Raw genomic sequence first — 15,529 nt, 5'->3', positions numbered from 1 at the left:
GGCTAGCATGGACAGGCGACACGAGGAGACGCCGTGGAACTCGAGATACCGGAGATGCTGGCCGCCGTCCTGCGCAGCCAGGTCGGCGCGCAGTCGCCGCTGGGCCTCCAGCTGGGCGGCCAGGGGGCCTGCAGCGGCATACGCGTCGTGTCGAGCCGCCACTTCGACGGCCGCTCGCTCAACCTGCTCTACCAGCTGAGCCTCGGCAAGGGCGCGCGCGACCTGGTGTTCCAGCTGCTCGCGCTCGACAACCTCAACGGCGAATCGCAGTTGCAGCCGATCGCGAACCTCGAGGCGATGGTGCCGGCGCTGACCGAATGGCTGGCGCGCGACGCGATCGACGGCTGGCTCTACCAGCGCGGCAAGGACGGCGTGCTGCTGCCCTGGCTGGTCCACACGGTGCGGCTGGTGAAGCCCACCGAGGGCAATGCCTACGTGCTCGTGGGCCTGCTCGCCAACACGCTGCAGGCGGCCGGCCGCGAGCCGCCCTCCGAGCCCCGGCTGCGCTTCGCGGGCATGACCTGGGGCCTGAGCTTCTACGAGGAGCAGTTGCCGCAGCGCACGCTGGCCGACCTGTTCGCCGACCACGGCTTTCACAAGGAGTGCGCGGAGTTCAAGCGCGAGTACGAGATGCAGCTCGAGCGCTTCGGCAAGCTGCAACCGCAGCACGGCGCGCAGTTCACCGTCGGCGGCAGCGTGTGGACCGCGGGCGAGGGCCCGCGCGCGGCGCTCGAGTGCCACCGGCTGCCCGAGGCCGCCGCGGTGCGCTGCGTGAACGACGAGGAGCTGCTGCGCCGCCGCTTCGACCTGGCCGCCGATCCGCACCACTGGCGCGAGAGCGGCATCGCCCAGGGCTTCGACCGCATTCCCCAGCACTGCTACCTGCACCTGTTCCACCTCGACTGGCACCGCAACATCTGGGTCCATGCGCAGCATGTGCAGGAGTACCGGTACCAGCCCGGCCTGCGCGAGCGACTGGTGCTGCCGCAGGCGCACCGCGACCTGATCGACATTCTCACGGCCGACCGCAACTTCCTGGTCGAGGACGTGGTGCCCGGCAAGTCGGGCGGCACCACCATCCTGTGCAAAGGCGCGCCCGGCCTGGGCAAGACGCTGACCGCCGAGGTCTATGCGGAGGTGGTCGGCAAGCCGCTGTACCGCGTGCATTCGGGCCAGCTCGGCGTGACGGCGAGCTCGGTGGAGACCAGCCTCACGCGCATCCTGCAGCGCGCCGCGCGCTGGGGTTGCGTGCTGCTGCTCGACGAGGCCGACGTCTACATCCGGCGCCGCGACAACGACCTGCAGCACAACGCCATCGTGGCCGAGTTCCTGCGCACGCTCGAGTACTTCAGCGGCCTGCTGTTCATGACCACCAACCGCGTCGGCGACATCGACGAGGCCATCCTCTCGCGCTGCATCGCGGTGATCGACTACCAGCCGCCCGGGCCCGAGGATGCGCGGCGCCTGTGGGCCACGCTGTCGGCCCAGCTCGGCGTGGAACTGCCCGCCGCCGTGATCGACCGGCTGGTGGTCGACTACGCGGGCGCCAGCGGCCGCGACATCAAGGAGCTGCTCAAGCTCACGAGCAAGTACTGCCGGCGCAAGGAACTGCCGCTGTCCACGCAGTCCTTCGCGCAGTGCGCCGTGTTCCGCGGCATCGCGCCCGCCGCATCGCCCGGAGGCACCGCATGATCGACCCCACCCTGTTCGGCGGCGCGCTCACGGGCCGCATGGCCTTCCGGCCCGGTGCCGCGCCCTTGTACGAACCGTTGCCGCCCGGCCGTCACGACCTGGGCTTCGACGAAGGCCGCGACGCGGTGCTGGTCGTGCCCGAAGGCCTGCCCGCCGATGCGCCGCTGCCCCTGCTCGTGATGTTCCATGGCGCGGGCGGCGAGGCCAACCGCGTGCTGCCGCACTTCGTCGCCCATGCGCGCTCGCGCGGCTTCCTGCTGCTGGCGCCGCAGTCGATGTACGCCACCTGGGACATCGTGGTCGGCGGCCATGGCCCCGACCTCGAGCGGCTCGACAACGCGCTGGCCACCGTGTCGCGGCATTTCCGGATCGACCCCGCGCGGCTCGCGCTCGCGGGTTTCTCCGACGGCGGCAGCTACGCGCTGTCGCTGGGCCTCACCAACGGCGACGTGGCGAGCCACGTGATCGGCCTGTCGGCCGGCTTCATGAACAGCTTCGCGCAGGCCGGCACGCCGCGCTTCTTTCTCGCGCACGGCCGCTCGGACAGCCAGCTGCCGATCGAGACCAGCGCCCATCCGCACGCTCGGCGGCTGCTCGAGAGCGGGCACGACCTCACGCTGCAGCCCTTCGATGGGGACCATGTGATCGTGCCCTGGGTGGTGGGGCGGGCGGTGGCGTTCTTCCTGGGGGATGAGGCGGCGAGGGCCGCTTGAGCGCTGGGGCTTGAAGGATTCGGCCCGTCAGGCGTCGAACCCGCCTTGATCGGCGATCGCGCCCAGATCACGCGCACCGTGCAGGACGCGAACGATCGTCACCACCCCTTCGTCCGGTCGATAGTAGATCGCATAGGCGCCATGAAAGACGACGCGCAGCTCAGGTGCGAGTTGTCGACGCTCGGGGTGCGCCATCGGGAATGCCAGCAGCCCCTGGCAGGTGGAGTGCAACTTTCCCAGGAAACGGGTGGCAACGGCCTCCGAGGCTCCCTCGGCGATGTATGACCAGATTTCCGCCAGATCCTGCTCGGCACTCTCGGTCAGCTGGAGCGTGCGGCCAATAGCTGTCTCCCGCGTTCGATGATGCGATCGGCATCGAAGTCCTTGACGCGGCCTGCAGCCACATCCGCCAGCCCTCGATCGATATCGGCCTTGAGGACGGACAGCTCGGCGAGCATCAACTGGCGCCGCGTCTTCCATTCACGCAGGGCTTCGCGCACCACTTCGCTGGTCGAGGCGTACTCGCCCTCGTCCACCGCCTGTTTGATGGTCGCAGCCATTTCTACAGGCATGGTCACGGTCAGTCGTTCCAGGGTGCTGGGCAAGGGTCACGCTCCTTCAGGTCTGCGTGGATCATACTTTGTCATACTCTCTCGAGTACGTCCAACACAGAAGACCCTGATGGCGGCTGCCCGTGCGAGGTCCCGGATCGTCATGCAGGGCCAGGAGCCTGCGCGGTTCGCTGGATCATCACCCGCGTGCCGACAGCCCGCGCCCGCAACTGCCCACACCCCCCATCCACGTCCTGCCCCGCCGAATTGCGCAACTTGGTCAGGATGCCGCGCTCGTGCAGGGTGCGCGCGATCTGCTGGCAGCGCGCCCAGGCCGGGCGCTGGAAGTCCACGCCGTCGACCGCGTTGAACGGGATCATGTTGAGCACGCCGTACTTGCCCGACAGCAGCCGCACCAGCCCCTCGATCTCTTCCTCGCTGTCGTTGATGCCTTCGAGCAGCGTCCACTGGTACTGGATCGGATAGCCGGTGGTGCGCGCATAGCGTTCGCCGGCCGCGACCAGTTCCTCGGGCGTGAGCCGCGGCGCGCGCGGCAGCAGCTTGCGGCGCAGTTCGTCGCGCGTGGTGTGCAGCGACAGCGCGAGCGCGGGCCGCACGCGTTCCTGCAGCAGCCGCTCGAACACGCGCGGATCGCCGACGGTGGAGAACACCAGGTTCTTGTGGCCGATGTTGCCGACCGTGCCGAGCAGCTCGATCGCCTCCATCACGTTGTCGAGGTTGTGGGCCGGCTCGCCCATGCCCATGAACACCACCTTGCGCACCGGCCGGCGCATGCGCGCGAGCGCCACCTGGGCAATGATCTCGGCGCTGCCGACCTGGCGCAGCAGGCCTTCGCGCCCGGTCATGCAGAACTGGCAGCCGACCGCGCAGCCCACTTGCGAGGACACGCACAGGCCGTCGCGCGGCAGCAGCACGCTCTCGACGGTCTGGCCGTCGGCAAGCGCCACCAGCAACCGTTCCGAACCATCGGCGCCCGGATGCACCGCATCCACGCGCGCAAGGCCCGCGAGCTCGGCCTCGATGGCCGGCAGCTCGGCCATCAACCCGGCCGGAAAGAAGCTGTGCGGCAGCCGCCGGCCGCTGTCGCGCGGCAGCGCATGGGACCACAGCCGCAGCACGCGCTGCTCATGGCTGGGGCCCGCGCCTGCTTCGCGCAGTCGGCGTCGGATGTCGTGGATTCGCATGGGGTTGAAACGGAAGGCGACGCACGGCGGCGCGGATCGGGGGCCCAGATTGTGCACCCGGGCCACGCCCGGCTCAGCCCCACTGGCGCGCGAGGTACTTCGCCGTGGGCGTGCCGGCCTTCGCGACCTCGCGCGGCGTGCCCGCCGCCACCACGCGCCCGCCCTCGCCGCCCGCGCCAGGGCCCATGTCGATGACCCAGTCGCAGCGCGCCACCACGCGCATCTCGTGCTCGACCAGCACCACCGTGTTGCCGGCGTCGACCAGTTCGTCGAGCTGCGCCATCAGCCGGTCCACGTCCGACGGATGCAGCCCGGTGGTCGGCTCGTCGAGCACGTAGAGCGCGTCGCCGCGCTGCGCGCGCTGCAGCTCGGTCGCGAGCTTGATGCGCTGGGCCTCGCCGCCCGACAGCTCGGTGGCCGGCTGCCCCAGGCGCAGGTAGCCCAGGCCGATCGCCGCGAGCAGACGCAGCGGCCGCTCGATGGGTGCGTCGTCCTTGAAGAAGGCATGCGCCTCGTCCACCGTCATCGCGAGCACGTCGGCGATGCTCTTGTCGCGCAGCCGCACCTTCAGCGTCGCCGCGTCGAAGCGCGAGCCGCCGCACTGCGGGCACGGCGCGTAGACGCTCGGCATGAACAGCAGCTCGACGCTGACGAAGCCCTCGCCCTCGCAGGTCGGGCAGCGGCCCTTGGCGACGTTGAACGAGAACTGGCCGGCATCGAAGCGGCGCGCCTTCGCGGCACGGGTCTGCGCGAACAGCTTGCGCACGTGGTCGAACAGCCCGGTGTAGGTCGCGAGGTTGGAACGCGGCGTGCGGCCGATCGGCTTCTGGTCGACCCGCACCAGCCGCCGGATCCGGTCCAGGCCCTCGACGATGCGGCCGTGCGTCTCCTGGGCGAGCGAGGGCTCGCCCTCGCCCGGCTCGTCGTCGGCCGGCGCCTCGTGGCCCAGGTGGGCCGCCACCAGCTGCACCAGCGCCTGGCTCACGAGGCTGGACTTGCCCGATCCCGAGACGCCGGTGACCGCGGTCATCGCGCCGATCGGAAATGCCGCATCGACCGCCTCGAGGTTGTTGCGCGTGACGCCTTCGAGCCGCAGCCAGCCCTGCGCCGAACGCGGCGGCCGGCCCGCATCGCCAGCGGCCTCGGGCGCGAACAGGTAGGCGGCCGTGCGGGAAGCCGCCACTTCGCGCAACCCGGCGGGCGGCCCGCTGTAGAGCACCTCGCCGCCCTTCTCGCCCGCGCCGGGTCCGACATCGACCAGCCAGTCGGCGCGGCGCATCAGGTCCAGGTCGTGCTCGACCACGAACAGCGAGTTGCCCGCGCGCTTGAGTGCATCGAGCGCGTCGACCAGTGCCTCGGCGTCGGCCGGGTGCAGGCCGGCCGAGGGCTCGTCGAGCACGTAGACCACGCCGAACAGCTTGGAGCGGATCTGCGTCGCGAGCCGCAACCGCTGCAGCTCGCCCGGCGACAGCGTGGGCGTTGCGCGATCGAGCGAGAGATAGCCCAGCCCGAGGCCCAGCAGCGTCTCGAGCCGCGCCAGCGCGTCCTGCGCGATGCGCTGCGCCACGATGCGTTTCTCGGCCGACGGTGCCACCTTGCCATGCGCCTCGCCGCGCGCCGCCGGCCGCAGCACCTGTGCCAGCGCGCCCAGCGTGAGGTGCGAGATCTGCCCGATGTCGAGCCCCGCGAAACGTACCGACAATGCCTCGGCCTTGAGCCGCTTGCCCTGGCAGGCCGGACACCACGCGCCCGACATGAAGCGCGATACGCGGTTCTTCATCAGCGCGCTCTGCGTGGTGGCGAAGGTGTGGAGCACGTACTTGCGCGCGCCCATGAAGGTGCCCTGGTAGCTGGGCTCGAGCTTGCGGCGCAGCGCGGCGCGCGTCTCGGCCGGCGTGAAGCCCGCATAGACCGGCACCGTCGGCTGCTCCTCGGTGAACAGGATCCAGTCGCGCGTCTTCTTCGGCAGCGCGCGCCACGGCGTGTCGACGTCGATGCCCAGCGTGACGAGGATGTCGCGCAGGTTCTGCCCCTGCCAGGCCGAGGGCCAGGCGGCCACCGCGCGCTCGCGGATCGTGAGGCTGTCGTCGGGCACCATCGCGCGCTCGGTCACCTCGAACACCCGGCCCAGCCCGTGGCAGACGGGACAGGCACCCTGCGGCGTGTTGGGCGAGAAGTCCTCCGCGTGCAGCATGGCCTGGCGCGCCGGGTAGTCGCCCGCGCGCGAATAGAGCATGCGCAACAGGTTCGACAGCGTGGTCACGCTGCCCACCGAGGAGCGCGTGCCCGGCGTGCCGCGCTGCTGCTGCAAGGCCACGGCCGGCGGCAGCCCGTCGATGGCATCGACCGCCGGCACGCCGACCTGGTCGATCAGCCGCCGCGCATAGGGCGCCACCGATTCGAGGTAGCGCCGCTGCGCCTCGGCATACAGCGTGCCGAAGGCCAGCGAGGACTTGCCGGAACCCGAGATCCCGCTGAAGACCACGAGGGCATCGCGCGGGATGTCGACGTCGACGTTGCGCAGGTTGTGCTCGCGCGCGCCGCGCACGGAGACGAAGCGGTGGGAGGTCGGGTCGGGCAAGGTTTTGGGTTGTTGGGGCATGGTGTTCGCGGGGGCTGGGCCGCAGGCCGATATTGATGGCAGACATCGCAGCGGCGCCTTGCAGGACAAGGGCGCGACCTCGATTCGGCGCGGGCAAAGGCCGGCACGATAAGGCATGCCCGTACCCGCCCCCCGCAAGCCCTGGAAAGCCATCGCCTGGACCTTCGTCCTGACGCTGGCCGCCACCCTGCTCGTGCTCAACCTCACGAGCGGCGAGAAGAAGCTCGACGAACAGGTGCGGCGCGAATACGCGCTGCACGATCCCCAGTACCAGCGCGCGCTCGGCGCCATGCTCGGCCCGCCGATCACCGACGGCAACCGCTTCGAGGCCTTCCAGAACGGCGACAAGATTTTTCCGCCGATGCTCGCGGCGATTCGCGCCGCGAAGCACAGCATCACCTTCGAGACCTACATCTACTGGTCGGGCGACATCGGCCGCGCCTTTGCCGATGCGCTGTCGGAACGTGCGCGCGCCGGCGTCAAGGTGCATGTGCTGCTCGACTGGGTCGGCAGCGCGAAGGTCGATGCGGACTTCATCCGCGAGATGGAGACATCGGGCGTGGAGATCCGCAAGTTCCACAAGCCGAGCTGGTACGACATCGCGCGCATGAACAACCGCACCCACCGCAAGCTGCTGGTGGTCGACGGTCGCATCGGCTTCACGGGTGGCGTCGGCATCGCGCCCGAATGGACCGGCGACGCACAGGACCCCGCGCACTGGCGCGACTCGCACTACAAGGTCGAGGGCCCGGTGGTGGCGCAGATGCAGGCCGTCTTCATGGACAATTGGATCAAGGTCTCGGGCGACGTGCTCCATGGCGAGCGCTACTTCCCGCCGCTGCCGCCGGTGGGCACGGGCCGCGCGCAGATGTTCAGCAGCTCGCCTTCGGGCGGCAGCGAGAGCATGCACCTGATGTACCTGCTCTCGATCGCCGCGGCCACGAAGACCATCGACCTCTCGAGCGCCTACTTCGTGCCCGACGACCTCACCGTGGGCGCGCTGGTCGCGGCGCTGCATCGCGGCGTGCGGGTGCGCATCGTCACGCCGGGACCGATCATCGATTCGCAGACCGTGCGCCGCGCCTCGCGCGCCGCCTGGGGCCCGCTGCTCGAGGCCGGCGCCCAGATCAGCGAGTACCAGCCGACCATGTACCACTGCAAGGTCTTCCTGGTCGACGGCCTGCTGGTGTCGGTGGGCTCGACCAACTTCGACAACCGCTCGTTCCGGCTCAACGACGAGGCCAACCTCAACATCTACGACGAGGCTTTCGCCGCGGCGCAGACCGTGCAGTTCGAGGCCGACCTCGCGCAGTCGAAGCGGTTGAGCTACGAGGGCTGGAAGGAGCGGCCGCTGCTCGAGAAGGCGTGGGAGCACCTGGCTGCGGTGCTGTCGCCGCAGCTCTGAGCGGCCGGCCCTATGCCGACACCCTGGCCTCGAGGGCCTGCAACGCCTCCGAGACGATGGCGAGCCCGTGTGCCAGATCGGCCTGGGAGATGGTCAGCGGCGGCGCCACCACGCACAAGTTGTACTTGACGTACAGCCACACGCCGCGCGCCAGCAGGTCGGACTGGAAGTCGTGCATCAGCCGCTGGTCGGCGCCCTGCCATGCGACCAGCGGCTCGCGCGTCTTGCGGTCGCGCACGAGCTCGATGCCAAAGAAGGCACCGATGCCGCGCACGTCGCCCACGATGGCGCTGCGTTCGCGAATGTCGTCCAGTCCTTGCCGGAGCCAGCCTTCGATCTCGCGGCCCCGCGTGAAGAGGCCTTCGGTCTCGTAGGCGCGCAGCGCACCGAGCCCCGCCGCCATGCAGACTGGGTGGCCCGAATAGGTGTGGCCGAACGGAAAGGGCCGGTGGTCGAAGGCTTCGGCGATCTCCTCGCGCATCAGCACGCCGCCCAGCGGCATGCAGGCGCCCGTGACACCCTTGGCGAAGCTCAGCATGTCGGGCGCGACGCCGACGCGGCGCGAGGCGAACATCTCGCCGACGCGGCCGAAGCCGCACATGACCTCGTCGTGGATCAGCAGCGCGCCGCAGCGGCGTGCGAGTTCGCGCACGCCGGCCAGATAGCCCTCCTCGTACGCGACCAGGCCGTCCGAACCGAGCACCGGCTCGATCAGGATCGCCGCGATGTTGGCGGGGTTCTCCTGCTCGATCACGCGCTCGAGATGCGCCAGCGCGCGTCGCACCTCCTCGGCCCTGTCGTCGGTGTGGAAGGGACTGCGGTAGGGATGCGGCGCGAAGAAGCGCGCGATGCCGCCCGGCGCCGCCTGCTCGCTGGCCCAGCGGCGGCTGCCGCCCGTGAGCGCGGCCGCGCCGGCGCTGGTGCCGTGGTAGGAGCGGTAGGCGCTCAGCACCTTCAGCCGGCCGGTGACGAGGCGCGCGATCTTCACCGCATCGTCGTTGGCCTCGCCGCCGCCGGTGGTGAAGTGCACGCGCGCGCCGCCGCGCCAGGGCGCCCGCGCGCACAGGCGCTCGGAGAAGGCCTCGCGGATGTCGCTGCGCAAGGTGGGCGACACGAAGCACAGCGACTCGGCCTGGCGTCGTATCGCCTCGATCACCATCGGATGCCCATGGCCCAGGTTGGCGCACATGAGGCCGCTCGACAGGTCCAGGCAGCGCGCGCCATCGGCCGTGTGCAGGTGGACGCCGGCCCCACCGACGAAGACGGGACCGGGCCGCTGCCCCTGGCGCGACCACGGCGTCATGAAGCGCGCGGCCGCCTCGCCCGACATGGCGGCCATCACCGGCCCTCGAAGAAGGCCTTGATCTCGCGCGCGCAGACCGCGGGCGCCTCGCGGTGCACGAAGTGCCCGGCATCGGCGAAGTCGATGCTGAAGTCGGCGAAGTAGTCGCCCAGGCGGTCCGACCACTCGGGGCGGATCAAGGGATCGCGGCGGCCCCAGAGGAAGCGCGAGGGCACCGTGATGCGAGGCGGTGGCGGCAGGGTCCCTTCGAGCCACTTGCGGCGGTTGGCGGCCGAGCTCAGGTACCAGTCGAAGCCGCCCTGGATGTTGTCGTTGCGCATGAACATGTCGACGTAGATCTCGATCATGTCGGCGAACACCTCGGGGTTGTCGCCCGACCAGTGATCGAGGAAGTGCGACATGTAGAGCCTGCAGCTCTCGCGCGATGCGCCGACCAGCTTCGCGGCCCATGGCAGCTGCTGGAAGTACTGGTACCAGACCTCGATCAGGTGGTCGGGCTGCCCGTAGCGCGAACCGATGCCGGGATACGGGGTACAGAAATAGAACGCGCCCCTGAGGCGATCGCCGTGCGCCAGGCTGAAGGCCTGCAGCACGTAGGCGCCGAGGTCGCCGCCCACCATGCCGAAGCGGTCGAGGCCGAGGCGCCGCGTGAATTCGGCGATGTCCTCGGCGTGCGTCGCGGCGTTGGCGTTGGCATCGGGGCCGGGTGTGGGCTTGCCGGTGAAGCCGCTGCCGCGCAGGTCGGGAACGAAGAGTTCGAAATCGTTCTTCAGCAGGTCCATGAGCGGCCGGTACACCATCCAGAACTCGGGCCAGCCGTGCAGCAGCACGAGCGGCGCGCCCTGGCCGACGCGCGCATAGTGCATGTTCAGGCCGTTGGCCGGTACGTGATCGAATCGGATGCCGGAAGCGGCGGCGTCGCGCATGGCGTCATCTAGTGCAGACATGGTGTTCCTGTGGTTCATCGGTGAAAAGGCACCGCTTCGAAGCGGTGCGATGAACTTTAGGAATGGCCCCGCGCAGCGTCCAATACCGACGCGATACGCTGGCAGAGGCGCGGCGTCTGGCGCACCCCGCGCACCTCGGCTCAGCCGTGCGCCGGGCCCACCGTCTCGACGATCTGCAGGAAGTTCTTCAGCGCGACCGAGACGTGGTCCTTGCGCCAGACCACGGTCATCGGCGAGGTCAGCACCTGCGGCTCGATGCCCACGAAGCGCACGCCGCTGCGTCCGTGCCCGCAGACGCTGGCGGGCACGAAGCTGATGCCGGCGCCAGCCGCGACCAGGCCCAGCGCGGTCTGCATGTTGCGCGCGCCCTCCTTGAGCTCGAGCACGATGCCGCGCTCGCCGAGCGCATCGAGGATCAGGTCGGTCAGGCTGGGCCGCGGATGGCGCGGATAGAGCACGGCGGCCTGGCCATGCAGCTCCTCCACGGGAATGGTGGCCCGCGCGGCCAACGGATGCCGCGTCGGCACGGCGGCCATCAGCGGTTCGGTGATCAGCAGCCGCTGCTCGATCGATGGCTCGGGCGGCAGTCCCGGGCGCGAGAAGCCGACGTCGATGGAACGCCGCGACAGCGCCTCGGCGATCTCGGCCGCCAGCAGCTCGCTGAAGGACAGCTCGACCTCGGGATAGCGGTCGCGAAAGGCGTTGAGCACATCGGGCAGCACGCTGTACATGGCCGAACCCGCGAAGCCGATCGCCAGCTTGCCGCTGTGGCCGCGGCCGATGCGCCGCACGTCGTCCACGGCGGCATCGAACTGCGACATGATCGCGACCGCGCGCTCCAGCAGCAGCGTGCCCGCCTCGGTGAGCCGCACCGGCCGGTTGTCGCGGTCGATGAGCTGCACGCCCAGCTCTTCCTCGAGCTGGCGGATCTGCTGGCTCAGCGGTGGCTGCGCGATGTGCAGCCGGTCCGCCGCGCGCGTGAAGCTCAGCTCCTCGGCCACCGCCCGGAAGTAGCGCAGGTGCCGGATCTCCAGGCGCGCGGCCGGCCCGCCCGAATGCGCGGGTCGCGAATCGTCGTCGTTCGATGGGCCAAGCGGGTGGTCGCGCATTCCGTTCTCCTGCGCGGTGCGCCTTCGGCGGTTCAGCTGTCGAGCGCCCGGTCCCGGGTCTCCGGAACGAACAGCCAGCACAGCACGAACCCCGCGCCCGCGATCAGCACAGGGTACCAAAGCCCGTCGAAGATGCTGCCCGTGGCGGCCTGGATGGCGACGACCGTCGCCGGCAGCAGGCCGCCGATCCAGCCGTTGCCGATGTGATAGGGCAAGGACATCGAGGTGTAGCGGATGCGCGCCGGGAACATCTCGACCAGCATCGCGGCCATGGGGCCGAAGGCCATCCCGGTGAGCAATTGCAGGTAGACGATGATCAGCACGATCATGAGGTGGTTGATCTGCGAGGGATCGGCGCTGGCGCGGTAGCCGGCGTCCTCCAGCGCGCTGCCCAGTGCCAGGTCGAATGCGGCCGCGCGCTCCTTCGCATCGGCGGCGGCGCCGTCGTAGGCCGGCAGCGACAGCGCGCCGATGCGCACCACCGCCGCCGCTCCCGGCGCCGCGGCCTCGTTGCTGTAGGGAATGCCGCGCCGCACCAGCGCGCTCTTCGCCACGTCGCAGCTCGAGGTGAACTTCGAGGTGCCGACCGGATTGAACTGGAACGAGCAGCGCGCCGGATCGGCCGCCACCACCACGGGCGAGCGCGCCTGCGCGGCCTCGAGCGCCGGGTTGGCGAAGTGCGTGAACCCGTGATAGACCGGGAACAGCGACACGGCCCCGAGCACCAGCGACGCGAGCACGATCGGCTTGCGCCCGATGCGGTCGCTCAGGTAGCCGAAGATCACGTAGAAGGGCGCGCCCAGCAGCAAGCCGATGGTCGACAGCGTGGTCGCGGTGATGGGATCGACGCGCAGCGTGTTCACCAGGAACAGCGACGAGTAGATCGGCCCCGCATTGGTGACCACCGCCTGCCCCGCCTGCAACCCGAACAGCACGATGAGCACCAGCTTGAGGTTGCGCCAGTTGCCGAAGCTCTCGCGGATCGGCGCGCGCGACAGCGCACCGGCCGACTTCATCTCGGCGAACACCGGCGACTCGTGCAGCTTCATGCGGATCCACACGGAGATCGCCAGCAGCACCATCGAGAGCAGGAAGGGAACGCGCCAGCCCCAGGTCTCGAAGGCCTCGGGCGACATCGCGAGCCGGCAGCCCAGGATGACGCCGAGCGCCAGGCACAGGCCGACGATGAACGCGGTCTGCAGCCACGAGGTGTAGGCACCGCGCCGTCCCGGTGGTGCGTGCTCGGCGATGTAGACCGCCGCGCCGCCGTACTCGCCGCCGATCGCCAGCCCCTGCAGCATGCGCAGCCCGATCAGGATCGCCGGCGCGAAGCTGCCGATCGACGAATAGGTGGGCAGCAGGCCGACCGCGAAGGTCGCGAGGCCCATGATCAGGATGGTCGCGAGGAAGGTGTACTTGCGCCCGATCATGTCGCCGAGCCGCCCGAACACCAGCGCGCCGAAAGGCCGCACCACGAAGCCGGTGCCGAAGGCCAGCAGGCCGAAGATGTAGGCCTCCAGCGGCGTGGCGCTGGCGAAGAAGTTCTTGCCGATGATCACGGCCAGCGCGCCATAGAGATAGAAGTCGTACCACTCGAAGACGGTACCCAGGGTGGAGGCGATCACCACGTGCCTGGCCTTGGAAGGACTGGGCGCCGCGGTGCCTGTCGCGGATGCGCTCTGTGCGGATGCGTGCATTGCTTTGTCTCCGGTTCTCGTTCGTTCTGCGGAAATGAATTGGGTGCCGGGATCAGCGGCCGCCGGCCACCGCCACGATGGCGGCGGTCACGTAGCCGGCCGAGGGCGACACCAGCCAGGCGACGCTCTGCGCAACCTCCTCGGGCAGGCCCGCGCGGCCCATCGGAATGCCCGGCGCCATGCGCGCGGCGCGGTCGGGCTTGCCGGCGGCCGCATGGAGTTCGGTCTCGATCAGGCCCGCGGCCACGGCGTTGACGCGGATGCCCTCGAGCGCGACTTCGCGCGCGAGGCCGGTGGTCAGCGTGTTCAGCGCGCCCTTGGTCGCCGCGTAGTGCACCCACTCGCCGCCGCCGCCGATCTCCGCGGCGCGCGAGGACACGTTGACGATCGCGCCGCCGCGCCCGCCGTGGCGGATCGACATGCGCCGCACCGCCTCGCGGCAGCACAGGAACGCGCCCACGACGTTGACGCCGAACACCTGCGCGAGCATCCGCGCGTCCGCCTCGTCCACGCGCGAGAAGCCGCCGGTGATGCCGCCGTTGTTGACGAGCACCGTCGGCGCGCCGAGCTGCGCATCGGTCTCGCGGAACAGCCGCAGCACGTCCTCTTCCTTCGAGACGTCGGCCTGCAGCGCGATGGCGCGGCCGCCGCGCGATTCGATGTCGGCGACCACGGCGCGGGCGCTCGCGGCATCGCCGGCGTAGTTGACGACGACCGCGTGGCCGTCCTTTGCAAGCTGTCGTGCGATCGCCGCGCCGATACCGCGGCTGCCGCCGGTCACGATGGCGACCTTGTGGGTTGAAGGCATGTCTTCTCCATTCCTGTGTTGCGTGGGTGAAAACAGCAGGCGTGGTGCCTGCTGCGAACTGCCGCGGAATGAGAAGGCTTTTGCCGAAATGCGTCCAATAGCGTTGGCGTCAGAAACTATATGCAGCGCCTACATGCGCACACCCGCACCGTCGCCTTCATAGGCTGCGCATCTGGAAGCGGACGTGGGCGGTCTTGGACGCGGGTGCCCGCCGTTCCTACGATGGGACGCATCGCAATCCAGGAGCGCCACCCGATGAGCCTCGTTCTTCCCACGCCCGGCGGCAACACCGACGACGGCACCTTGCGCGCCATCTCGGACTTCCACCCCTTCCTCTCGGCCTTCCGCCGCGATCTGCATGCGCACCCCGAGCTGGGCTTCGAGGAACGGCGCACCGCGGCGCGCGTGGCCGAGGCGCTGCAAGACTTCGGCTTCGACGAGGTGCACACCGGCGTCGGCCGCACCGGTGTGGTCGGGGTGCTGCGCGGCCGGCGGGCCGGTTCTTCCTCGAAGTCCGTCGGCCTGCGCGCCGACATGGACGCCTTGCCGGTGCAGGAGGAAGGAATGTGCGCGCACCGCTCCGTGCATGCGGGGCGGATGCACGGCTGCGGCCACGACGGGCACGTGACGATGCTGCTGGGCGCCGCGCGCCACCTGGCGCACACGCGCGATTTCGGCGGCACCGTGCATTTCATCTTCCAGCCCGGCGAAGAGGGGCATGCGGGCGCGCGCGTGATGATCGAGGACGGCCTGTTCGAACGCTTCCCCTGCGATGCGGTCTATGCGCTCCACAACTGGCCCTCGCTGCCGGCGGGCACGGTGGCCGTCAACCCCGGCGCGATGATGGCGGCGCGCGACGACTTCTGGCTCCGCATCGAGGGCGTCGGCGGACATGGCGCGATGCCGCATCGCACGGCCGACCCGGTCGTGGCCGCCTGCGCCGTGGTCGCGGCGCTGCAGACCGTGGTGAGCCGCAACCTCGATCCCGCGCTGAGCGCGGTCCTCACCGTGCATTCGCTGCAGGCCGGCGGCGCCATCGCGCACGGCGTTCCCACCCAGAGCGTGACCGTGCCGCCGCAGGCGGACATCGCCGGGATCGCGAAATGGTTCGATGCCTCCGCGGGCGAGGTCCTGCGGCGGCGTGTCGCCGAGATCGCGAGGGACTGCGCCAGCGCGCTCGGCACCCGGGCGGACGTGCGCTATCTGCCGTTCCTGCCGCCGACGGTGAACGCCCCGCCCTGCGCCGAGCTCGTGCGGCGAGCCGCGACCGGCCTGCTGGGCGCCGCGCGCGTCTTCACGGGCGTGCTGCCCAGCATGGCTTCGGAAGATTTCTCCTTCATGCTGAACGAGCGCCCCGGTGCCTATTTCTGGCTCGGCGTCGGCGAGGACGTGCCGGGCCTGCACCATCCGCACTACGACTTCAACGACGCGGTGCTGCCGATCGGCGCGGCGCTGCTGGCGACGATCGCACGCGAAGCGCTCGCGGCCTGAAGCCGC

At 70.2% G+C, this 15,529-nt stretch carries 13 protein-coding genes; 4 read left to right on the top strand and 9 right to left on the bottom strand.

The features are described from left to right. Positions 1–33: 33 nt before the first annotated feature. Positions 34–1,692: an AAA family ATPase gene (locus AC07PU_RS00235; RefSeq protein ID WP_208508615.1), complete on the top strand. Its 1,659-nt coding sequence runs from the start codon at positions 34–36 to the stop codon at positions 1,690–1,692. After that, positions 1,689–2,405: an alpha/beta hydrolase gene (locus AC07PU_RS00230; protein WP_495314207.1), complete on the top strand. Its 717-nt coding sequence runs from the start codon at positions 1,689–1,691 to the stop codon at positions 2,403–2,405. The genes AC07PU_RS00235 and AC07PU_RS00230 overlap by 4 nt, the downstream gene beginning before the upstream one ends. A 27-nt stretch (positions 2,406–2,432) precedes the next feature. Here the strand turns inward: AC07PU_RS00230 and AC07PU_RS00225 are convergent, their stop codons facing one another. The 4 genes from AC07PU_RS00225 to AC07PU_RS00210 all read right to left on the bottom strand — a co-directional run bounded on the left by AC07PU_RS00225 (position 2,433) and on the right by AC07PU_RS00210 (position 6,763). Beyond that, positions 2,433–2,684, bottom strand: coding sequence for a type II toxin-antitoxin system RelE/ParE family toxin (locus AC07PU_RS00225; protein WP_256222710.1), 252 nt, complete (start codon positions 2,682–2,684; stop codon positions 2,433–2,435). 41 nt (positions 2,685–2,725) lie between these two features. After that, positions 2,726–3,010: a ribbon-helix-helix domain-containing protein gene (locus AC07PU_RS00220; protein ID WP_218159399.1), complete on the bottom strand. Its 285-nt coding sequence runs from the start codon at positions 3,008–3,010 to the stop codon at positions 2,726–2,728. A gap of 107 nt (positions 3,011–3,117) precedes the next feature. Next, positions 3,118–4,161, bottom strand: a complete 1,044-nt coding sequence (locus tag AC07PU_RS00215) for an RNA methyltransferase (protein WP_495314205.1) — start codon at positions 4,159–4,161, stop codon at positions 3,118–3,120. Between the two features lie 73 nt (positions 4,162–4,234). Then, complete coding sequence (locus tag AC07PU_RS00210) at positions 4,235–6,763, bottom strand: excinuclease ABC subunit UvrA (RefSeq protein ID WP_495314203.1); 2,529 nt, start codon at positions 6,761–6,763, stop codon at positions 4,235–4,237. Between the two features lie 115 nt (positions 6,764–6,878). Here AC07PU_RS00210 and AC07PU_RS00205 point away from each other — a divergent pair, with 115 nt between their 5' ends. After that, a complete protein-coding gene (locus AC07PU_RS00205) occupies positions 6,879–8,168 on the top strand; it encodes a phospholipase D-like domain-containing protein (protein ID WP_495314202.1) in 1,290 nt (429 codons plus the stop codon). A gap of 10 nt (positions 8,169–8,178) precedes the next feature. On the opposite strand, the gene AC07PU_RS00200 is transcribed toward AC07PU_RS00205, so the two are convergent. From AC07PU_RS00200 to AC07PU_RS00180, 5 genes are all read right to left on the bottom strand, one after another. Beyond that, the gene (locus AC07PU_RS00200; RefSeq protein WP_495314200.1) at positions 8,179–9,507 is read right to left on the bottom strand and encodes an aminotransferase class III-fold pyridoxal phosphate-dependent enzyme; all 1,329 of its coding nucleotides are present in this window, start codon (positions 9,505–9,507) and stop codon (positions 8,179–8,181) included. Further along, a complete protein-coding gene (locus AC07PU_RS00195) occupies positions 9,507–10,418 on the bottom strand; it encodes an alpha/beta fold hydrolase (protein ID WP_495314199.1) in 912 nt (303 codons plus the stop codon). The genes AC07PU_RS00200 and AC07PU_RS00195 overlap by 1 nt, the downstream gene beginning before the upstream one ends. Before the next feature lie 140 nt (positions 10,419–10,558). After that, complete coding sequence (locus AC07PU_RS00190) at positions 10,559–11,527, bottom strand: LysR family transcriptional regulator (protein WP_495314197.1); 969 nt, start codon at positions 11,525–11,527, stop codon at positions 10,559–10,561. A 32-nt stretch (positions 11,528–11,559) separates the two neighbouring features. After that, positions 11,560–13,224, bottom strand: coding sequence for an MFS transporter (locus tag AC07PU_RS00185; protein WP_495314195.1), 1,665 nt, complete (start codon positions 13,222–13,224; stop codon positions 11,560–11,562). A gap of 52 nt (positions 13,225–13,276) precedes the next feature. Continuing rightward, on the bottom strand, positions 13,277–14,032 hold the full coding sequence (locus AC07PU_RS00180; protein WP_495314193.1) for an SDR family oxidoreductase: 756 nt from the start codon (positions 14,030–14,032) through the stop codon (positions 13,277–13,279). A 255-nt stretch (positions 14,033–14,287) separates the two neighbouring features. Between AC07PU_RS00180 and AC07PU_RS00175 the strand changes: the two genes are divergently transcribed. Then, complete coding sequence (locus tag AC07PU_RS00175; RefSeq protein WP_495314191.1) at positions 14,288–15,523, top strand: amidohydrolase; 1,236 nt, start codon at positions 14,288–14,290, stop codon at positions 15,521–15,523. Positions 15,524–15,529 lie beyond the last annotated feature (6 nt).

Source organism: Variovorax sp. GW821-FHT10D07, assembly GCF_059415325.1.
Note: the sequence above shows the minus strand (reverse complement) of the source record. Positions and strands in the feature narration are given on the sequence as shown.